20 protein-coding genes are annotated in these 20991 nt (G+C 64.5%); 15 read left to right on the top strand and 5 right to left on the bottom strand.

What is annotated here, in order from left to right; genetic code table 11:
- The first annotated feature begins 121 nt into the window (after positions 1-121).
- From ispH to rnhA, 3 genes are all read left to right on the top strand, one after another.
- A complete protein-coding gene (gene ispH, locus VFG17_RS15970) occupies positions 122-1102 on the top strand; it encodes a 4-hydroxy-3-methylbut-2-enyl diphosphate reductase (protein ID WP_325030346.1) in 981 nt (326 codons plus the stop codon).
- Positions 1103-1369: 267 nt separating this feature from the next.
- Positions 1370-2332, top strand: a complete 963-nt coding sequence (thrB, locus tag VFG17_RS15965) for a homoserine kinase (RefSeq protein ID WP_325030345.1) — start codon at positions 1370-1372, stop codon at positions 2330-2332.
- Positions 2329-2802, top strand: a complete 474-nt coding sequence (gene rnhA, locus VFG17_RS15960; RefSeq protein WP_325030344.1) for a ribonuclease HI — start codon at positions 2329-2331, stop codon at positions 2800-2802. The genes thrB and rnhA overlap by 4 nt, the downstream gene beginning before the upstream one ends.
- A 10-nt stretch (positions 2803-2812) precedes the next feature.
- Here the strand turns inward: rnhA and VFG17_RS15955 are convergent, their stop codons facing one another.
- On the bottom strand, positions 2813-2989 hold the full coding sequence (locus tag VFG17_RS15955; protein WP_081933099.1) for a YegP family protein: 177 nt from the start codon (positions 2987-2989) through the stop codon (positions 2813-2815).
- A gap of 87 nt (positions 2990-3076) precedes the next feature.
- Positions 3077-4207: an FAD-dependent oxidoreductase gene (locus VFG17_RS15950; RefSeq protein ID WP_325030343.1), complete on the bottom strand. Its 1131-nt coding sequence runs from the start codon at positions 4205-4207 to the stop codon at positions 3077-3079.
- A 94-nt stretch (positions 4208-4301) separates the two neighbouring features.
- On the opposite strand from VFG17_RS15950, the gene VFG17_RS15945 reads away from it, so the two are divergent.
- From VFG17_RS15945 to VFG17_RS15915, 7 genes are read left to right on the top strand one after another with little or no spacing between them, the layout of a single operon-like run.
- Complete coding sequence (locus VFG17_RS15945; RefSeq protein ID WP_325030342.1) at positions 4302-4784, top strand: A24 family peptidase; 483 nt, start codon at positions 4302-4304, stop codon at positions 4782-4784.
- A gap of 54 nt (positions 4785-4838) precedes the next feature.
- A complete protein-coding gene (gene cpaB, locus VFG17_RS15940; protein WP_325030341.1) occupies positions 4839-5879 on the top strand; it encodes a Flp pilus assembly protein CpaB in 1041 nt (346 codons plus the stop codon).
- A gap of 1 nt (position 5880) precedes the next feature.
- Positions 5881-7362, top strand: a complete 1482-nt coding sequence (locus tag VFG17_RS15935) for a type II and III secretion system protein family protein (protein ID WP_325030340.1) — start codon at positions 5881-5883, stop codon at positions 7360-7362.
- A gap of 25 nt (positions 7363-7387) precedes the next feature.
- Positions 7388-8029, top strand: a complete 642-nt coding sequence (locus tag VFG17_RS15930) for a CpaD family pilus assembly protein (RefSeq protein ID WP_325030339.1) — start codon at positions 7388-7390, stop codon at positions 8027-8029.
- Complete coding sequence (locus tag VFG17_RS15925) at positions 8026-9297, top strand: pilus assembly protein CpaE (RefSeq protein ID WP_325030338.1); 1272 nt, start codon at positions 8026-8028, stop codon at positions 9295-9297. Before VFG17_RS15930 ends, VFG17_RS15925 begins: the two co-directional genes overlap by 4 nt.
- 57 nt (positions 9298-9354) lie before the next feature.
- Positions 9355-10323: a type II secretion system F family protein gene (locus VFG17_RS15920; RefSeq protein ID WP_325030337.1), complete on the top strand. Its 969-nt coding sequence runs from the start codon at positions 9355-9357 to the stop codon at positions 10321-10323.
- Between the two features lie 13 nt (positions 10324-10336).
- Positions 10337-11374 carry a type II secretion system F family protein gene (locus VFG17_RS15915; RefSeq protein ID WP_325030336.1) on the top strand — a complete coding sequence of 346 codons (1038 nt, stop codon included), beginning with the start codon at positions 10337-10339 and terminating at the stop codon, positions 11372-11374.
- A gap of 52 nt (positions 11375-11426) precedes the next feature.
- Here the strand turns inward: VFG17_RS15915 and VFG17_RS15910 are convergent, their stop codons facing one another.
- Together VFG17_RS15910 and VFG17_RS15905 are read right to left on the bottom strand one after the other, a co-directional pair.
- The gene (locus tag VFG17_RS15910) at positions 11427-12428 is read right to left on the bottom strand and encodes a fumarylacetoacetate hydrolase family protein (RefSeq protein ID WP_325030335.1); all 1002 of its coding nucleotides are present in this window, start codon (positions 12426-12428) and stop codon (positions 11427-11429) included.
- 59 nt (positions 12429-12487) lie between these two features.
- The gene (locus VFG17_RS15905) at positions 12488-12901 is read right to left on the bottom strand and encodes a hypothetical protein (protein ID WP_325030334.1); all 414 of its coding nucleotides are present in this window, start codon (positions 12899-12901) and stop codon (positions 12488-12490) included.
- Between the two features lie 149 nt (positions 12902-13050).
- Here VFG17_RS15905 and VFG17_RS15900 point away from each other — a divergent pair, with 149 nt between their 5' ends.
- Positions 13051-14271, top strand: a complete 1221-nt coding sequence (locus VFG17_RS15900) for an ATP-binding protein (RefSeq protein WP_325030333.1) — start codon at positions 13051-13053, stop codon at positions 14269-14271.
- Here the strand turns inward: VFG17_RS15900 and VFG17_RS15895 are convergent.
- A complete protein-coding gene (locus tag VFG17_RS15895) occupies positions 14268-15584 on the bottom strand; it encodes an aspartate aminotransferase family protein (protein ID WP_325030332.1) in 1317 nt (438 codons plus the stop codon). The genes VFG17_RS15900 and VFG17_RS15895 overlap by 4 nt on opposite strands.
- Positions 15585-15734: 150 nt before the next feature.
- Between VFG17_RS15895 and VFG17_RS15890 the strand changes: the two genes are divergently transcribed.
- From VFG17_RS15890 to VFG17_RS15875, 4 genes are all read left to right on the top strand, one after another.
- On the top strand, positions 15735-17081 hold the full coding sequence (locus tag VFG17_RS15890) for a glutamine synthetase family protein (RefSeq protein ID WP_325030331.1): 1347 nt from the start codon (positions 15735-15737) through the stop codon (positions 17079-17081).
- 14 nt (positions 17082-17095) lie between these two features.
- Positions 17096-18367, top strand: a complete 1272-nt coding sequence (locus tag VFG17_RS15885; protein WP_325030330.1) for an FAD-binding oxidoreductase — start codon at positions 17096-17098, stop codon at positions 18365-18367.
- A gap of 12 nt (positions 18368-18379) precedes the next feature.
- Positions 18380-19771, top strand: a complete 1392-nt coding sequence (locus VFG17_RS15880) for a glutamine synthetase family protein (protein ID WP_325030329.1) — start codon at positions 18380-18382, stop codon at positions 19769-19771.
- A gap of 91 nt (positions 19772-19862) precedes the next feature.
- A complete protein-coding gene (locus tag VFG17_RS15875) occupies positions 19863-20969 on the top strand; it encodes a spermidine/putrescine ABC transporter substrate-binding protein (RefSeq protein WP_325030328.1) in 1107 nt (368 codons plus the stop codon).
- The last annotated feature ends 22 nt before the right edge of the window (positions 20970-20991 follow it).

The raw sequence follows: 20991 nt of genomic DNA, 5'->3' as shown, positions 1-20991 counted from the left end.
CCCGCTTCATGCGCGCCGCTTCTTATCGGTGCGATGAACGCGGCGCAACAAAGAGAACGACCAATCGACGGGACGAAGCGGCTTTACCCCATGGGACTTGCTGCGCTAGAGCGCGCGCATCATGAACGCACCCCACCCGACGACACCCGCGCCCGGCCATGAAGCGGCGGAACTCAAGGTTTTGATCGCCGCGCCGCGCGGCTTTTGCGCGGGTGTCGATCGCGCGATCCGCATCGTCGAACTCGCGCTGCAGAAATATGGCGCGCCGGTCTATGTCCGGCACGAGATCGTGCACAACCGCTATGTCGTTGACTCGCTGAAGGCTCAGGGGGCGATCTTCGTCGAATCGCTCGACCAGGTCCCCGATGGTGTTCCGGTCGTGTTCAGCGCGCATGGCGTGCCAAAGGCGGTTCCGGCCAAGGCCGAATTGCGCGGACTCGACTATATCGACGCGACCTGCCCCCTGGTATCGAAGGTGCACCGCCAAGCCGAACGCGCGCACGAGGCGGGACGGCATATCGTCTTTGTCGGACACGCGGGCCATCCCGAAGTCGTCGGCACGCTGGGCCAGCTTCCCGACGGCGCGATGACGCTGGTGGAATCGGTTGACGATGTCGCCGCGCTCGCGCCCGCCGACCCCGCAATGCTGTCCTATCTGACGCAGACCACGCTGTCGGTCGACGACACGCGCGACATCATAGCGGCGCTTCAGCACAAATTTCCCGCGATAAGCGGGCCGCGCGGTGAGGATATCTGCTATGCCACCTCGAACCGTCAGGACGCGGTAAAGGCGATCGCCAGCCAGTGCGACCGCGTGATCGTGATCGGCGCGCCCAACAGTTCGAACAGCCTGCGCCTTGTCGAGGTTGCCGAGCGGCTCGGTACTCCGGCGCATCTTGTCCAGCGCGGCAGCGACATCGATCCGGACTGGCTGGACGATATTGCGACGTTGGGCATCACCGCCGGTGCCAGCGCGCCGGAAACGCTCGTTCGCGAGGTGATCGACGCGGTGGCGGCGGTTCGGCCGATCATCGAAGACATCGTCGTCACCGCCGAAGAAAATATGACCTTCAAGCTGCCGCGCGGGCTCGAAGCCGCATAGGGTCAAAACCCGCGCATGACGCGGTCGAGGTTTGAAGCGATTTTGTTCAGGGCAAGGAAGTGAGACGTAGGCATATGAATATATTCCAAGGCTCACTGACGCAGCCATGGACAAAATCGGTCAAATCCCTTCGGGACGCCGAAATGGCCTCGATCTCGTCTCCGCGCGCCCTTGAAGATGAAACCATCATCTTCGGCGGTCACGCAAAGCCGATATCTTCGCCATTTCGACGCCTCGATCGCGTCATGCGCGGGTTTTGACCCTGCGATGGCCGTCTATACCCACGTCGAGCCCGACGACCTTGCGGCGCTTGTGGCGCGTTACGACATCGGCACCGTCGTATCGTGCAAGGGCATTGCCGAGGGCGTCGAGAACAGCAATTTCCTCCTCGAAACGACCGGCGGGCGCTTCATCCTGACGCTCTACGAAAAGCGCGTCAGCGAAGGCGACTTACCGTTCTTTGTCGATCTGCTCGATCATCTCGCCAGCCGCGGTTGCCCGGTTCCGGCGATGATCCGCGATCGTGACGGCGTCGCCATCCAGCAGGTTTCGGGAAGGTCCGCCTGCGTCATCCAGTTTCTTCAGGGTATCTCGCTGACCCAGCCCACGCCCGGCCAGTGTGAAGCCGCCGGCGCGGCGCTCGGCGCGATGCATCGCGCGCTCGAAGCCTATGCCGGGGCACGCGAAAACAGCATGGGCCACCGCCATTGGCGCGCGGTGTCCGAGGGAGCGGGAAATCTCGACGTCGTGCTCCCCGGGCTGCAGGCGATTGTCGATGACGAGCTGGAACATCTCGACAGGCACTGGCCGACCGATTTGCCGGCGCATGTGATCCATGCCGACCTCTTCCCCGACAATGTGCTGATGCTCGGCGACCGCGTCACCGGGCTGATCGACTTCTATTTCGCCGCGAGCGATTTTCGCGCCTATGATCTTGTCATCACCCACGCGTCCTGGGCCTTTTCGGCCGACGGCAGAGCGTGCGATCCGGCGCGCGGGCGCGCATTAATGCGCGGCTATGCTCGTGAAATCGCGTTGACGGACGCAGAAATCGCCGCCCTGCCCCTGCTCGCACGCGGCGCGTCGCTTCGCTTTCTGCTGACCCGCGCGCATGACTGGGTGCATACGCCCGCCGACGCGCTCGTCACGCGCAAGGATCCCTCGCCCTTCCTCGCCCGCCTGCAACGCTATCGCGCCGCCGACGCCGCTGACCTGTTCGCGCTCGCATGACGACGAGTACCGGCAAGACCGTGATCGTCGCCACCGACGGCGCGTGCAAAGGCAATCCCGGCCCCGGCGGCTGGGGCGCCGTGCTGCGCTGGGGCGACGTCGTAAAGACCTTGTCGGGAGGCGAGCCCGATACGACGAATAACCGCATGGAGCTGATGGCCGCGATCGAGGCGCTCGCCGCGCTCAAGCGCAGTTGCAATGTCGAGTTGTCGACCGACAGCGTCTACGTCCGCGACGGCATCACCAAATGGGTCTTCGGCTGGCAGAAGAACGGCTGGAAAACGGCAGCCAAAAAGCCCGTCGCCAATGCCGACCTGTGGCAACGGCTGGTCAGCGAAAATGCGCGGCACAAGGTCGAATGGATCTGGGTCAAGGGCCACGCGGGCCACGGCGACAATGAACTCGCCGACCAACTCGCCAGCGATGCGGCGCTCGAGGTCGCGCGGGCGCGCAGGGCGCCCGCGCGCTAAATCCTAGAGATCACTCGGCCTCGCGAACTTCGGCTCCGGGACCGTTCTTCAGGATCGAGTCGATGGCATTTTGCGCGGAGGCCTTGCTGCTATAGCCTTCGGTCCAGAAGATCGGCTCGCTATTATATTTGAAATAGGCGACAAATTCGCCGGCCTTGTTCTTCTTGATTTCGAAATAATGGGCCATGCCATCCTCCACATGTCGCGCCGCGCCGGGGGTGGCGGGCTAAACATATGTTAATTCGCTCGTTTCGCCGTGCAAGACAAGATCGGCTCAGGCAAAACGTGTAGGAGCGAAGGGCAAGGGGTCGATCCGTCCGATCGCGCCCGCCGGCACCGGCGCCCCCAATTGCGCGGCGAGCAGCCCGGCGATCGCCGGCGCGGTCTGGATACCGAACCCGCCCTGCCCCGCGCACCAGACGAACCGGCCTTCATGGCGATCCGGGCCGAAGACGGGGATTCGGTCGGGCGCGAAGCTGCGCAGCCCCGCCCATTTTCGTTCGACCGCCGCGACCGGCCAGTCGACGACCGATTGCATGCGCTCGATCGCGATGGCGACGTCAATTTCGTCCGGGGCGGCATCATGCGCGTCGGTCGGGGTCTCGTCGTGCGGGCTCAGCCAAACACGTCCGACGCTTTCGCCCTTGAAATAGAACTGACCGCCGACATGGATCACCAGCGGCAGTTCCGCCGGAACCGCAACATCGAGGCGAACCTGCAGAACCGTCCGCCGATACGGCTGAATTCCGATCGGCGCGACGCCGCAAGCGGCAGCGACCTTGTCCGCCCATGCGCCCGCGGCATTGACGATCATCGCCGCGTCCATCTCCTCCTCGCCGAGTTCCACCCTCCAGCCGCCATCGATGCGGCGGGCGGCGCGCAGCGGCGCGCGGGTGACCAGCGAGGCGCCCGCACGCTTCGCCTCGCGAAGATACGCCGCGTGGAGCCCGCCGACGTCGATATCCCGGCACGCAGCCTCATAGGCCGCTTCGCTCCATTCGGGACGCAGCCGCGGAATTTTCGCGGCAATGGCAACGCCCGACATGCGCTCGACGTCGACGCCCTTCGCCTGGAACTCGGCGACGAAGGCATCGACCGCCCCCGCTTCGGATGTCCGCCCGACCGTCAGCGCCGAGCGCGGTGACAGGAAAGCATGATCCGAAAAAGCCGGGTCGGGGTTCAGCAGCGTCTCCAGCGAGGCCAGCGTCAAGGGCTGGACGTGCGCCCCGCCATAGGTCTCGTGCCAGAAAGCCGCGGACCGGCCCGTCGCGTGATAGCCGGGCGTGTTTTCGGCCTCGGCCAGCACGACACGGCGCCAAGGCGCGAGCGCGGCGGCCAGGCTCGCGCCGGCGATACCGGCGCCGACAATCAGTACATCGGTGGCGGAGGGCGGCCGGTCGGTCATGGCCCGCCGCATATCCTCTGGACCGCGGAATGCAAGCCACGTCGCCTGCAACATGGTTACTCTTTGGTAAGCCATGTTGCGTAGGAAGGACCCGATGGATAGCGGCGCGATCTCGCTCGGCCTGATGGCCCTTCTTGGCTTGCTGATGATCGCGGCGGCGATCAGCGACGTCCGGGCGCGAACGATTTCCAACCAGCTCAACGCCGCGATGGCGCTGCTCGCGATCCCCTTCTGGATCGCTTCCGGCCTCGCGCTGTGGCCTGATGTCGCGATCCAGTTCGGAGCGGCACTTCTCGTTTTCCTTCTCTTCGCAGGATTGTTCGCGGTCGGCGCGATGGGCGGCGGCGACGTGAAAATGATCGGTGCGGTGATGCTCTGGATCCCGCTTCCGCTGTTCCTGTCGATGCTGACGATCATGGCCATCGGCGGCGGCATCCTGTCCGCTCTGATGCTTATCCATATGAAATTGCGACCTTCGGACAAGCCGGTCGAGGTGCCCTATGGGGTCGCTATCGCGGCTGCGGGCCTCTGGGCGCTTCACCAACACTATCTTAACCAGTTTCAGGCTATCGGATGACCTGAGGGAAAAGCACGACCGTCTCTGGTGGGTGCAGGAGGGCGAAAACTCGTCATGGATACGCGAAAGATAATGCTGATCGTCGGCGCGCTGGTGATTGCCATCGGCGCGGCGTTCGGGGTCAACAAGATGATGCGCGGCGCAGCCGCTCCGTCGGCACGAGCCGCCGCGGCGCCGGAAATTACCGGCCCGACGATCCTGGTTGCCACGCGGCAGCTGCCGGTCGGCACGATTATCGGTCCTGACAGCTTCCGGTTTCAGCCGTGGCCGAAGGAATTGGTCGAACAGGCCTATTTCCTGAAGGACAAGACCGACGTGAATACGCTGGTCGGTACCGTCGTGCGTCATGCGATCACCGCCGGACAGCCGCTTACGCAGGGCGCCCTGGTCCATCCCGACGACCGTGGCTTCCTCGCTGCGGCGCTTGGCCCCGGAATGCGCGCGGTCACCGTCAAGGTTTCGCGCGAAGAGGGAGTCGGCGGTTTCGTCTTTCCGGGCGACCGTGTCGACGTCGTGCTCGCACAACAGATCTCGGTCGATTCCGAAACATCGTCCTACCCGGACAAGGAATTGTTCACCGCCGAGACGATCATCCGCAACGTTCGCGTTCTCGCGACCGACCAGCGCTACAATGCCGAGGATGAGACGGGCAAGACGCCGGTGCGCACCTTCAGCTCGGTGACGCTCGAAGCGACGCCGGAGATCGCCGAGAAGATCGCCGTCGCCCAGGACATGGGCAAATTGTCACTCGCGTTGCGCCCGCTGGCCGAAACCGCCGGCGAACTCGAGGCTGCGATCGCCTCGGGCGAGATCGACGTCCCCGCAGGGGCCGATACCGCCGCCGAGAAGAAGATGCTGGCGCAAGCCGCCGCACGTCCGACCGCCAGCCGCTCGTCGGCGACGACCGGGGGCGACGTGTCGCGTTTCTGGATCCCGGTGCGCGGCCGCGTCACCTCGCCGCGCCCGCAGCAACCCGAAAACAGCGGCGGTTATGCACCGTCCAATGCTGGACGGCAGGCGGCGGTGCCGACCGGCCCGGTCGTGCGCGTCACCCGCGGCGACAAGATGACCGAAGTTCCCGTGGGGGGTAAGTAAGATGAACAGCAAAGCCAATTTCAAGATGGCGGCCCTGGCACGCACGCTGGCCATCGGCCTGGTGGCAGCGACGCTCGTCGCGGCGCCTTCGCAGCCCGCCACCGCTCAGGCCGTTCAGAACGCCAGCGGCAGCCTCGAACTGTCGGTGGGGCGCGGCCGCCTGGTCAGCCTTCCCGCCACGATGACGGACGTTTTCGTCGCCAACGACGAGGTCGCGGACGTCCAGGTCCGCTCGGGCCGCCAGCTCTATGTCTTTGGCAAAAAGCCCGGCGAAACCAGCATCTATGCCACCGATTCCGGCGGCCGGGTCGTCTTTTCGACCGTCGCCCGCGTCGGCAACAATATCGAGACGATCGATCAGATGCTGTCGCTCGCAATGCCCGAAGCCAGCATTGTGGCGAGCCCGATGAACGGCTTTGTCCTGCTCACCGGGACGGTCCAGTCGCCCGACGACGCCGCCGAAGCGGAACGGCTGGTTCAGGCGTTCGTCGGCGAGGAAACCAAAGTGCTCTCGCGCATGCGTACCGCGACGCCGCTGCAGGTCAATCTGCAGGTCCGTATCGCCGAAGTGAACCGGTCGCTGGTCAAGGAAATCAGCGGCAACCTACTGACCCGCGACACCGACGGCCCGCTCGGCAACGGCTTTTTGGGCGGCGTTTTCGGTGGGCGTCAGGCGGGCACGATCACGACCGATGCCAATGGCAACACCACCTATACGATCAACACGCCGGCAGGGACGCGCAGCCTTGCCGGTGCGGGCCGTCTGTTCGGGCTCGACCTCATCGCCTCGCTCGACATCGGCGAACGATCGGGTTTGGTCGCGACGCTGGCGCAGCCCAATCTGACCGCCATTTCGGGCGAAACCGCCGACTTCCTGGCGGGCGGCGAATTTCCGGTCCCGATCCCGGGCAATTTCGCGGGCACGACGATCGAATATCGCAAATATGGCGTCAGCCTCGCCTATACGCCGACCGTGCTGTCGAATGGCCGGATCAGCCTGCGCGTGCGCCCTGAAGTGTCCGAACTGTCGACCGAAGGCGCGATCGAGATGCAGGGCTTCCAGGTTCCCGCGCTGACGATCCGCCGCGCCGAAACGACGGTCGAGCTCGGCTCGGGCGAAAGCTTCATGATCGCGGGGCTGTTGAACAACCGCTCGATCGGCGCGATCGACAAGATGCCCGGCCTCGGCGATGTGCCGCTGCTCGGCACGCTGTTCAAATCGGACAGTTTCCGTCGCGGCGAAACCGAACTCGTCATCGTCGTGACGCCCTATCTGGTCCAGCCGGTATCGGCGAACGATATCAAGCTTCCGACCGACGCCTTTCAGGACACGCACGATCTGCAACGGCTGCTGCTCAACCAGACGAGCGACGGCGTGACCGGCGGTGACCGCCCCAAACCGCGGCTCGATACCAATGTCGGCGACGCCGACCGTCCGCGGACCGGCGGCGGCAACGCTGCGCCCGGTTTCAACATCAAGTGACGCGCTGGATTTCAGGAGCAAAGTGATGAAGAAAATCGCAACTTGGACGGTCCTGGCATGCGCGAGTTCGCTCGCCGGATGCACCGGCGCCGCCTATAGCAACCGCAGCCTGGAATCGGTGCATCAGCCGGTGGTGCGCAACAGCCTCTATCAATTCGACGTCGCGACCGCGAATGGCGAACTGCCCCCGAGCGAGCAGGGCCGCCTGCAAGGCTGGCTCGACGCGATGGGCGTTCGCTATGGCGACCGCATCGCGGTCGAAGACCCGTCGGCATATGGTTCAACATCGGCACAAGCGACCGTCCGCGCGATGGTCGAACGCCGCGGGCTGTTGCTGAGCCGTGACGTGCCGGTAACGACCGGCGCAGTTCCGGAAGGGCATCTGCGCGTCGTCGTGACGCGCGCGTCGGCGTCGGTACCGGGATGTCCCAATTGGGACAGCAAATCGTCGTTGAATCCGGTCAATGCGACCTCGTCCAACTACGGCTGTGCGACCAACAGCAACATCGCCGCGATGGTCGCCGATCCCAATGACCTTATCAAGGGCACGCGCGACACGGGACACGACCCGCTCGCAGCAACGCGCGCGATCCAGACCTATCGGACGAAACCCCAGACAGGTGCCGGCGAATTGACCAAAGCACCCACCAGCGGAGGTGGCCAGTGAACGCTCCTTTCAAATCAGCAGCGCTGCGTGATCCCTTCAATGCCTTCGTCTGTGACGATGATACGCTGGAGCTGATCCGCGCGGCGGCGGGCGACATGGGCTGGCCGACCGAAAAGTGCAACAAGGGCGGCCTGCGCAACGCGGTGCAGTCGCTGTCGGTGTCGGCCAGCCCGAACATCCTGTTCGTCGACATGTCCGAATCGGGCGACCCGATCAACGATATCAATGCGCTGGCGGAAGTCTGCGAGCCCGGAACGGTGGTGATCGCGGCGGGGCAGGTCAACGATGTGCGCCTCTACCGCGACCTGCTGTCGAGCGGCATCCAGGACTATCTTCTGAAGCCGCTGTCGCTCGAACAGGTCCGCGAATCGCTGACCATGGCGCAGGCCATGCTGTCGGCCCCGAAACACGCGGATATGCACGACGACAAGCCGCATCACATGATGGGTGTCGTCGGCGTTCGCGGCGGCGTCGGTGCCTCGCTGGTCGCGACGTCGCTCGCCTGGGCGATCAGCGAACAGGCGGACCGTCAGACCGCGCTGCTCGATCTCGACGTCCATTTCGGAACGGGGGCGCTCACACTCGACCTCGAACCCGGACGCGGCCTGATTGACGCGATCGACAATCCGAGCCGCATCGACGGCCTGTTCATCGAGCGGGCGATGGTGCGCGCGTCGGACAAGCTCAGCCTGCTGTCGGCCGAAGCGCCGATCCATCAGCCGGTAATGACCGACGGCTCGGCCTTTTTTCAGCTGGAAGAAGAACTACGCAACGCGTTCGAGATGACGATCGTCGACATCCCGCGCCAAGTGCTGATCCCCTTCCCGCACCTTGTGTCGGAAATGGGAACGATCCTGCTCGTCAGCGACGTGACGCTCGCCGCGGCGCGCGACACGATCCGCCTTCTGTCGTGGTTCAAGCAGAACGTTCCGGGCGCGCGCGTCGTGCTCGTCGCCAACAAGTTCCAGAGCGCGATCGGCGAACTGTCGCGCAAGGAGTTCGAATCGTCGATCGAGCGGCCGATCGACATCGTGGTCCCGTTCGACCCCAAACTCGTCGCCCAGTCGGCGAAACTGGGAAAATCCTACGCCGAAACCTGCAAGGGCACGAAATCGGCGCAGGTTTGGAACAATCTGATGCGTCTCATCCTCGACGGCGCCGATGTGGATGCCGAGGAGGCGCCGGTCACTGTCGCGAAAAGCAAGTCCGGCGGTTCGCTGCTCGGCAAGCTCGGCCTGACCAAAAAAGGCGCAAAGCAGGCGGCGTGATGGCGCGCCTGACGCGCCGTCGCGATCCCCAGTGATAGAAGCGGACACCAGCCGATCATGAACCTGCCAGTCATCCTTATCATCGCCGGAGCCTTCCTGGCCTTCGCCCTCCTCGTGATCCTGGTCGGAGGACCTTCGGCGGGCAAGGCGAAGACGCGGCGGCTGGCGATGCTCAAGGATCGCCACGCGGCGTCGACCGAAGCGGTTGTCGCGGCGCAAATGCGCAAGACGATCCAGTCGGGCCGTACGGGCGACTCATCACTGGCCAATCTGCTGCCGCGCCGCGAGGAACTCGAGAAAAGGATCCGCCGCACCGGCAAGAGCTGGACCCTGACGCAATATATGTTTGCGACGATGATCGTCTTCGTCGTCGCCACCGGCGCGATGCTCATCGTCCGCGCGCCCTTCCTGATGGCGGGACTCGTCGGGTTGCTGCTCAGCCTCGCGCTGCCCTATCTCGTCGTCGGGCTGACGATCAAGAGGCGCGTCGCCGCCTTCAACAGCCGCTTTCCCGACGCGATCGACCTGCTCGTACGCGGCCTCAAGTCGGGTCTGCCGGTGACCGAGACATTTCAGGTCGTGAGCCAGGAACTCCCCGGCCCGGTCGGCGAGGAATTCAAGGGCGTCATCGAACGCATCCGCATCGGCAACACGATGGAAGCCGCGCTCCAGGAATCGGCCGAAATGCTCGGCACGCCCGAATTCCAGTTCTTCTGCATCACGATCCAGATTCAGCGCGAAACCGGCGGCAATCTGGCCGAAACGCTGGCAAATCTGTCGGACGTGCTGCGCAAGCGCGCCCAGATGAAGCTCAAGATCCGCGCGATGTCATCGGAGGCCAAGGCGTCCGCCTATATCGTCGGCGCGCTGCCCTTCTTCGTATTCGGCGTCGTCTGGACGGTGAACCCCGGCTATCTGGCGGGCTTTTTCGTCGAGCAACGGCTCATCATTGCCGGTATCGGCGGCTTGATCTGGATGAGCATTGGCGCCGGCATCATGGCCAAGATGGTCAATTTCGAAATCTGAGGGGGCAGAGACTATGAACAGCAGCCTCCTTCTCTCGTCCGCCTTCACGGGCGCGCAAAGCGGCCCGACCCTGCTTGGCGTCGATGTCGTATGGGCGGGCACCATGCTCGCGGCGGTGGGCGTCTTCGCCGTGCTGTTCGCGATCTACAACGCGCTGACCGTCCGCAATCCGATGACGAAGCGCGTCAAGGCGCTCAACGATCGCCGCGAACAGTTGAAGGCCGGCATCACCGCGTCGACGGCGAAGCGCCGCGCCCGGCTGGTTCGCAAAAACCAGACCGCCGACAAGATGCGCACTTTTCTGGGCAAACTCCAGGTCCTGCAGGATGGTCAGATCAAGGAAGTCCAGCAAAAGCTTGCGCAGGCGGGGATTCGGTCGAAGGATCTCGCCGTCGCGGTGATCTTCGGCCGCATGGTCCTGCCGATCCTGTTCGGTGGCCTGGCGCTCATTCTAATCTATTGGGTCGACATGTGGCCCGATCTGACGTCGTTCAAACGCTCGGCTTATACGATGGGCGCGTTGATCCTCGGCTACAAAGCGCCGGACCTCTTCGTCGACAATATGCGCCAGAAGCGCACCGACGCGATCCGCAAGGGCCTTCCCGACGCGCTCGATCTCCTCGTCATCTGCGCCGAGGCGGGCCTGACGGTCGACTCCGCCTTCGCCCGTGTGTCGAAGGAATTGGGGCGCGCCTATCCCGAACTGGGCGAGGAATTCGCCCTGACGTCGATCGAACTCGGCTTCCTGACCGAGCGCCGGCAAGCGTTCGAGAATTTCGCTTATCGCGTGAATCTGGAATCGGTGAAGGGCGTGGTCACGACCATGATCCAGACCGAAAAATACGGCACGCCGCTCGCGTCCGCGCTTCGGGTGCTCTCGGCCGAATTCCGTAACGAACGCATGATGCGCGCCGAGGAAAAAGCCGCGCGCCTGCCGGCGATCATGACGGTGCCGCTGATCCTGTTCATTCTTCCGGTGCTGTTTATCGTGATCCTTGGACCAGCGGCCTGCTCGCTCTCGGATGCCATGTCGGGCGGCAAGTTCGGCTGACCATCTCGAGTTGGGAATGTTGCAAGGGGCGGGTGCGGAACCCGCCCCCTTTTTATGCGACCTGCTGTTCGATCGCGCCGAAGATGCTGTGGTGCCGATCGTCGTCCATCCAGATGCGGACGGTGTCGCCTTTTTTCATGAACGGCGTCTTGGGCTCTCCCAGCTGGATCGTCTCAACCGTCCGCACTTCGGCGAGGCAGCTATAGCCCAGCCCGCCCTCGCTGATCGGCTTGCCGGGGCCACCGTCAGCATCGCGGTTCGACACGGTGCCCGATCCGATGATCGTGCCCGCGCCGAGGTCGCGGGTCTTCGCGGCGTGCGCGATCAGCGCGCCGAAATCGAAGGTCATGTCGACCCCGGCATCGGCGCGGCCCAGCGGTTCGCCGTTCAGATCGACCGACAGCGTTCCGTGCAGCTTACCGTCCTTCCAGCGATCGCCCAGCGCCTCGGGCGTCACGAACACCGGCGACATCGCGCTTGACGGTTTCGACTGGAAAAAGCCGAAACCCTTGGCGAGTTCGGCCGGGATCAGGCCGCGCAGCGACACATCGTTGGTGAGGCCGACGAGAAGGATCTTGTCGCGCGCCGCGGCGGCGTCGATCCCCGCGGGCACGTCGCCGGTGACGACGATCACCTCGGCTTCCATGTCGCAGCCCCATGCGGGATCGCCGAGCGGGATCGGATCGCGGGGGGCCAGAAAGGCGTCGCTGCCGCCCTGATACATCAGCGGGTCGTGCCAGAAGCTGTCGGGCATCTCGGCGCCGCGCGCCTGCCGGACGAGCGCGACATGGTTCACATAGGCGCTGCCGTCGGCCCACTGATAGGCGCGCGGCAGCGGCGAAGCCGCGTCGCGCTCGTGAAACCGCTCTTTCGGAATCGCGTCATGGTTGAGGTCTTCGGCGAGCGCGGCGAGGCGCGGCGCGGCATAGGCCCAATTGTCAAGCGCCGCCTGCATCGTCGCCGCGATCTGGCCCGCGTCGGCATACCAGGCGAGATCGTCCGAAACGACGACCAGGCGACCGTCGCGGCCTTTTTTGAGCGATGCTAGTTTCACGAAAACTCCCTTGTCTGACGATGCGGCTGAAACCGTCATCGCCTTTCAGGAAGCGATAATCAGCGCGACGTCGTGATCGATGCGAAACAGGTAAAGCCGCTCTGCCCTGCCTGCAAGCGCCGGATATACTGCAGATACGCCTGCGACTGGTTGTAGGTCGCACCGGGCAGCGTCTGGCCGCGGAACGCGCGCTTCACTTCCTCGCCAGTAAACGGCCGCGGCGACCCGGGAAACGCGCCCTTGGTTCCCGGCGGCACCAGCTTGCCCGCGCGGTCGATATATTGGCCCGCAGCCGTGGGGCTCGGAACCGGAATCTCGCAGTTCATTACCGACACGGCGGTCTGCGCGAAAGCGGGCCGGATCGTCAGCGCCGCCGACACGCCGACGGCGCCAAGCGCCAGCATCTTGCGGCGCGACGGAGCGGCTTCGCCATCCATTTCGGGCGGCCCGGCGGGAATGTCGCTGTTTTCCATGGCCGGCGCATAACGCAATGAAGCGCCTGGGAAAAGCAAAAGACCGCCGCAGCCCTCTGGCTTCCCGCTTTGGCACAGCCTCCCCGAAAGCATTAACAGCCGCAAAGCGGCTTGCGCTGATCCCCCGCTTCGTGCGACGCGGGCACGGCATGTTCGATCGTCTGTCCAGCCTTGTCATCGCCCTGACGCTGGTCGTCATCGCGGCGATCTTTGCCGCGCTGACCGGGGGGGATCCGCTGTCGATCGCGATGATGGCAGTGGCGGGCTTCGCCGCCGCCGGCACGGTTTACAGCGCCCTTCCCGCGCCGCTTCCCGAAGCACCGGGCGCGTCGCCGGTAGCCGAAGCCCCGCCGGTCTCGCTTCTCCGCCATCCCGATTTCGCACGCTGGGTCGATCAGGAAAAAGACCCGCTCCTCGGCGTCTCCGACAATATCGTCGCGATCGCGAACGACGCGGCGATCCGCCTGCTCGGTCGCCATATCGTCGGCGCCGACATACGGACCGCGATCCGCCATCCGGCGGCGGCGGAGTGGCTGTCGCGCATCAGCGACGGCCCGCTCGAAACGGTCAACCTCGTCGACTTCCCCCGCCCCGGCCAGCGCTGGACGATGCGCGTCGCGGCGCTATCGGGCGGACAGCGCATTGTCATGCTGTCGGACCATTCGGCGATCGACGCCGCCGACCGGATGCGGTCGGATTTCGTCGCCAATGCGAGCCACGAGCTGCGCACGCCGCTCGCCGCGATCCTCGGCTATGTCGAAACGCTACAGGACATGAACGGCGATACCGACGCGCCGACGCGCAGCCGCTTCCTGTCGATCATCCACCGCGAGGCGGGGCGGATGCAACAGCTCGTCATCGACCTGCTCTCGATCTCGCGCGTCGAAGCCGACCGTTTTCGCCGCCCAACGACGCCGGTCGACCTCGCGGCGATCGTCCAGACGTCGGTCGCGCAGCTTCGCGACAGCGAACAGCCGCGCGCGAAGGACATCGTCGCGATGCTGGGCGACGCGCCGCAGCCGATGCTCGGCGACGGCGCGCAGCTGGGGCAGCTCGCACACAATATCATTTCGAACGCGATGAAATATGGCCATGCGAGAACCCCCGTTACGGTCGAACTCGCGCGCGAGGGAAACCGCGTGCGGCTGTCGGTCCGCGACGAAGGCGACGGCATCGCGCCCGATCATCTGCCGCGCCTGACCGAACGTTTCTACCGCGTCGACGAGGCGCGCAGCCGCTCGGTCGGCGGCACCGGCCTCGGCCTCGCGATCGTCAAGCATATCAGCGAGCGCCACCAGGGGCAGCTCGACATCGAGAGCGAGCTTGGCAAGGGAACGAAGGTGTCGGTGACCTTTCCGCTTGCTGGTTAGTCGATCGCGCCGAGCAGATCGGCGATCCGTCCGAACATCTCGTCGATCTGGGACTTTTCGACGATCAGCGGCGGCGACAACGCGATGATGTCGCCCGTCGCGCGGACGAGCAGCCCATTGTCGAAACAGGCGTGAAACAACTCCATCGCGCGCGCGGTCGGCGCCCCGGGCCGCGGTTCGAGTTCGATCCCCGCGACGAGCCCGATCGTGCGGATGTCGATGACATGGCGCCGCCCCTTCAGGCTGTGCGCCGCATCCTCCCAATAAGCGGCGAGTTCGTTCGCGCGGTCGAACAGACCATCGCGCGCATAGAGGTCGAGCGTCGCGAGCCCCGCCGCGCTTGCGAGCGGGTGACCCGAATAGGTATAGCCGTGGAACAGCTCGATCCCGCCCGCTACGCTGTCCAGCACCGCATCGTGGAGTTCGCGCTTCACTGCCACCGCGCCCATCGGCACCGCCGCGTTGGTGAGCCCCTTCGCCATGGTGATGATATCGGGGGTCACGCCCCAGCGTCCGGACGCCGTCGCGCCGCCAACGCGCCCGAAGGCGGTGATCACTTCGTCGAAGATCAGGATAATGCCGTGCCGGTCGCAAATCTCGCGCAGGCGCTGGAGATAGCCAATGGGCGGCACAAGCACCCCGGTCGACCCCGCCATCGGCTCGACGATCACCGCGGCGATCGTTTCGGCGCCGTGCAGGTCGACGAGCCGCTGGAGATCGTCGGCGAGCTCGGCGCCGTGCCCCGGGAAACCACGCGTGAAAGCGTTGCGCTCGATGTCGTGGGTGTGGCGGAGATGGTCGACCCCGGGCAGCCCGCCGCCGAACGCGCGCCGGTTGTTGACGAGCCCGCCGACGCTGATCCCGCCGAAACCGGTACCGTGATAGCCGCGCTCGCGCCCGATCAGCCGCGTCCGCGCTCCCTCCCCCTTCGCGCGCTGGATAGCGAGCGCGATCTTGAGCGCGGTATCGACCGATTCCGATCCGCTGTTGGTGAAGAAGATGCGGTCGAGCCCCTCGGGCATCAACTCGGCAAGCCGCTGCGCCAGTTCGAACGGCAGCGGGTGGCCGAGCTGAAACGTCGGCGCGAAATCGAGCGTCGCGGCCGCGTTCGCAATCGCCTCGACAATCTCGGGGCGGCAATGACCCGCGTTGCTGCACCAAAGTCCCGACGTCCCGTCGAGGATATCGCGCCCGTCGCTCGACCGGTAGAACATGCCGCTCGCCGAGACGAGCTGGCGCGGATGGCGCTTGAAGGCGCGGTTCGCGGTGAAGGGCATCCAGAAGGAGGCAAGTTGGTCGTTGTCACCGCGCATCGCGAACCATCTCCTGATTTGTCCGGCCCAATCTGACGGGCGCACACGTGACTGGCAATGTCAAAAACCGGCCCCTCTGGCGCTGGCCTCAACTTCGGGATAGGCTTGTCTTCCACAAGCGGGCCGGCTCCTCGGCCCAATCGGGGGCGCATGTCAGTCAATCTGGAACAATGGATCAGCGACCATAAGATCGACGAAGTCGAATGTATCGTCCCCGACATCAACGGGGTTCAGCGCGGTAAGGTTTTGCCGGCCAAGAAGTTTCTGTCATCGGTCAAGGACAAGTCGCTGCGCATCCCGGGCAGCGTCTTCATCTGCACGATCGACGGCCATTATCCCGAAGACATCGACGACATTTGGGACAAGGACCCCGACAAGGTCCTGATCGCCGACCCCGACACGATCTGCGTCGCGCCGGGCTTCACCTCGCCGACCGCTTTCGTGATCGCCGACGCGTTCAACCGCGACGGCACCGAAGTCGACATCGCACCGCGCACGATCCTCAAGAAAGTTCTCGGCCTCTATGAAGAAAAGGGGTGGAAACCGATCATCGCGCCCGAGGTCGAATTTTACCTCGTCTCGCAGAACACCGACCCCGATTTCCCGCTGACCCCGCCGACTGGCCAGTCGGGCCGCAGCGAGAACGCCAGTCAGCCCTACGGGCTCGAGGCGATGAACGAATATGAGGATATCATCGATCATATCTATGACGATTGCGAGCTGATGGGGCTCGATATCGACACGATGATCCACGAAATGGGCGCCGCGCAGCTCGAGGTGAATTTCATTCACGGCGACCCGCTGCGCCTCGCCGACGAGGTCTTCCTGTTCAAGCGCGTCGTGCGCAACGTCGCGAAGCAGCACAATGTCTATGCTACCTTCATGGCGAACCCCATGGCGGGCCAGCCGGGCAGCGCGATGCACGTCCACCAGTCGGTGGTCGATGCCGAAACCGGGCGCAACCTGTTCGCGACCGCCAACGGCCGCGATAGTGCGGCGTTCCGCAGCTATATCGCCGGCCTCATCCGCTTCATGCCGCAAATCTCACCGATGTGGGCGCCCAATGTGAACAGCTTTCGCCGCATGCGTCCCGACAGCGCCGCGCCGATCAACGTTCAGTGGGGCGAGGACAACCGGAGCTGCGGCTTTCGCGTGCCCATCGCCGACAAGCACAACCGCCGCGTCGAAAACCGCCTGCCCGGCGCCGACAGCAACCCCTATCTGGCGATCGCGGCGTCGCTCGTCTGCGGCTATATCGGCATGGTCGACCGCATGGTCCCGCCCAAGCCGATCAGCGGCAGCGCCTATAATCGCGCCCGCACGCTGCCGCGCACATTGGAAGCCGCGCTCGACCGCTTCGCCTCGTGCAAGAAGGTGCGCAACCTGCTCGGCGACGATTTCTTTGAAATCTTCTTCGCGGTGAAGGATTATGAGCTGTTCAATTATCAGTCGGTGGTGTCGAGCTGGGAACGCGAACATCTGCTGATGCGGGTCTGATCTGCGCGCCGGCGATGACCGACCCGCTGAACCACAGCTATTATGCCGCGACCGCCCACGAGCGGCGACCGCAACGCGACATCGAAGGCGACCTTGAATGCGACGTCGCGGTCATCGGCGGCGGCTTCACCGGGCTTAGCGCCGCGCTCGCTTGCGCCGAGCGCGGCTTTTCGGTCATTTTGATCGAGGCCGAGCATGTCGGTTTCGGCGCGTCGGGGCGCAACGGCGGGCAGCTTATTCCCGGCCTCCGCTGGACAGCGTCCGAAATCGAAGAGGAATTCGGCCGCGAGCACGCCGATGCGCTGTTCGACCTCTGCTGGCGCGACAATCGCGTGAAGGCCCGGATCGCGAAGCACGGCATCGACTGCGACCTGAAAGCCGGGCATCTGGAGGCGGCCTGGGCGCCGAAAGACTTCGACGCCATGCGGCGTGAGGCGGACTATCTCGTAAATCGGTTCGACTATCCGACCGAGACCGTCGCGAAAGGCGATATGGGCGGGCATATCGCCAGCCCGATCTATCACGGCGGCGTCCACGATCCGCAGGGCGGCCATTTCCATCCGCTGAACTATGCGATCGGGCTGGCCAAGGCGGCAGAAGCGGCAGGTGTTCGCATTTGGGAAGGCGAACCTGTCCGTCGGATCGCCCAATTCAGCGATTGGTCGAATGAGCTATTCACCGAGCGGACGATCGCCGGCGCGCGTTACGTGATCGACGCCACCGACAGCTGGATCGGCCAGTTGGAACCCGACCTCGGCCGCTACACCGTGCCGATCATGAACTATAATATCGCGACCGAACCGCTCGCGAACGGCGACGAACTGCTCCCCAGCGATGCCGCGGTCGCCGACAGCCGCTTCGTGCTCAACTATTTCCGCCTTTCGGCAGACAAGCGTCTGATCTTTGGCGGCGGCGAGCGCTATTCGCAGGTCCCGCCACGCGACATCGCGGCGTTTGTGCAGCCGTTCATGGCCGAAGTCTTCCCGCAAATCGCCGATGCCAGGATCGACTATGGTTGGGGCGGCGCGGTCGCGGTGACGATGAACCGGCTGCCGCATATCGGGCGGCGCGGAAATACCTTCTTCGCTCACGGCTTTTCGGGGCATGGCGCGCTGGTGACGACGCTCGCGGGCGAGTTGATCGCCGAAGCGATGGCGGGAACCGCCGAACGCTTCGACATTCTCGCGAACCTGCCATCGCAACCCTTTCCCGGCGGAAAATGGCTGCGCCGCCCGCTCGCCACGCTCGGATTGCTCTGGTATGCGCTGCGCGACCGGCTGGGGTAAGGAGCAAGAGGAATGTCGAAGTCATCGGGCGTGATTGCGCCGCGCTCCGAGGCGGAGGCCTTCTTCAAGGCGAACCCCGACGTCGATTCGATCGAGATGATCTACACCGACATGGGCGGCGTCCCGCGCGGCAAGCGGCTGCGCCAGCACGAAGTGCTCGCGGTCTATGAAAGCGGCCGCATGATGCCGGGATCGATCACCGTCGTCGACATCACCGGACAGGACACCATCGAAACTGGTCTTGTGTGGGAGGATGGCGACGCCGACCGCTCGATGAAGCCGATCCCCGGGACGCTCGTCCGCACGCCATGGGGCGGCGAGACTGCCGCGCAATTCCTCGTCGGCTTCTACGAGCTCGACGGAACCCCGCACGACCTCGACCCGCGCCATGTCCTCGGCCGCGTCGTCGACCGCTATACCGCCGATGGCCTGACCCCGGTGCTCGCGGTCGAACTCGAATTCTACCTCGTCGATCCGCGCCGCGCGCGCGACGGCCGCATCCGCCCCGCACGCCCCGGCTACAGCCGCGACACCCCGCGCAACGTCGAGGTCTATGGCCTCCGCGAACTCGACGATTTCCGCCCCTTCTTCGACGCGCTTTACGCCGCGACCGACGCGCAGGGCCTGCCGCTGGAAAGCGCGATATCCGAATTCGCGCCAGGCCAGTTCGAACTGACGCTGCGCCACAAACCCGATGCGCTGCGCGCGTGCGACGACGCGATCATGTACAAGCGGCTCGTCAAGGCCATCGCGCAGCAACAGGGGCTTGAGGCCACCTTCATGGCGAAGCCCTTCGCCGATCAGGCAGGCAGCGGCATGCACATCCACGTCTCGGTCGACGACGCGGCGGGGAACAATATCTTCGCGAGCGACGATCCCGAAGGCACGCCCGCGCTGCGCCACGCGATCGGCGGCATGATCGGCAGCGTCGGCGACGGTTTCGCGATCTTCGCGCCGCATGCGAACAGCTACCGCCGTTTCAAGGCGAACAGCTACGCCCCCGTCGCGCCGACGTGGGGCGTCAACAACCGCACCGTGTCGTTCCGCATCCCCGCCGGACCGGCGCCCAGCCGCCACGTCGAGCATCGCGCGTGCGGCGCCGACGCCAACCCCTATCTCGCCGTCGCGGCCGTTCTTGCCGGCATGCATCACGGCATGGCGAGCCAGAGCGATCCCGGCCCGGCAGTTGTCGGCAACGGCTACGACCGCGACAATAGTCGCGACCAAAGGCCGCCTTCCAACTGGTTCGCGGCCGTCGACCGCTTCCATGCGTCAAAACTGATGCGCGATTATCTCGGCGAACGGTTCGTCGATATGTTCAGCATCGTGAAGCGGGTCGAACAGGACAATTATTTCAGCGTGGTACCGACGCTCGATTACGACTGGTATCTCCGCAACGCATGAAAGTTTCAAAGATTCGCCGCCCAGCGCAAAAATCCTCTTTCCAAGCCGTCCCTATTGAGTCAGCTTGATAGCACATACAGGGAGGCCGGCCATGGATTTCAACGACCTGATCAAGCAAACCCGCGGGCGCCGCTCGCTGCTCCAGGCGCTCGGCGCCGCGGCGGTCGGGATCAGTTTCGGCGGGCTCGCCGCGTGCAGCAAGCAGGGCGGCAAAACGCTCGCGAACGGCGAGGAAGCCAAGCTCAACTTCTACAATTGGGACACCTATATCGGCGAGAATACGCTCGATAATTTCAAGGAAGCCACCGGCGTCGACGTCACGATGGACCTGTTCGACAGCAACGACGTGCTGTTCGCCAAATTCAAGGCTGGCAATCCCGGTTACGACGTGATCGTACCGTCGAACGATTTCGTTGAACGCATGTCGAAGGCCGGCATGCTGTTGCCACTCGACCATAGCCTTATTCCGAACAAGCGGAATATCGACCCCGCCTATATCAACGTCGAATATGACCTCCAGCGCAAGTTTTCGATGCCCTACACCTGGCTCGCGCTCGGCATCGGCTACCGCAAGTCGAAGGTGTCGGCGACGCCCGACAGCTGGAAAGTCCTGTTCGACAGCCCCGAATATGCGGGCCGCATCGCCTGGCTGTCGGAGGCCGGCGACATGTTCCGGCTCTACGGCAAATATCTCGGCAAATCGGTCAACGCGCTGACCCCCGCCGACATCGCGACGATCGAAAGGATGATGATCAAGCAAAAACCCAATGTGAAGAAATTCCACGAGGACGACGGGCAGGACCTTTTGCTCAAGGGCGACTGCGACGTCGTGCTCGAATATAATGGCGACATCGCGCAGGCGATGGTCGAGGACAAGGACATCGATTTCGTCATTCCGAAGGAGGGAAGCCAGCTCAACTCGGACAATCTCTGCATCCCGAAGGGCGCGCCGCATCCGAAGAATGCGCACGCCTTCATCAACTATATCCTCGACGCCAATGTCGACAAGCATATCACCGAGACGATCCTCTATCCGACGCCCAACACCGCGGCGCGCAAGCTGATGCCGGACAGCTACCAGAACAATCCGGTGATCTTCCCGCCCGCCGAGGCGCTGGCGAAATGCGAATATGCGCGCTTCGACCCCGAGCTTCAGCCGCTATACGAAGAGGCCTTCACCCGGGTTCGGGCCGCATAAGGGTCCGCAGAGGGGCAGCGGG

The organism is Sphingopyxis sp. (assembly GCF_035686825.1).
Taxonomy (GTDB): domain Bacteria; phylum Pseudomonadota; class Alphaproteobacteria; order Sphingomonadales; family Sphingomonadaceae; genus Sphingopyxis.
Note: the sequence above shows the minus strand (reverse complement) of the source record. Positions and strands in the feature narration are given on the sequence as shown.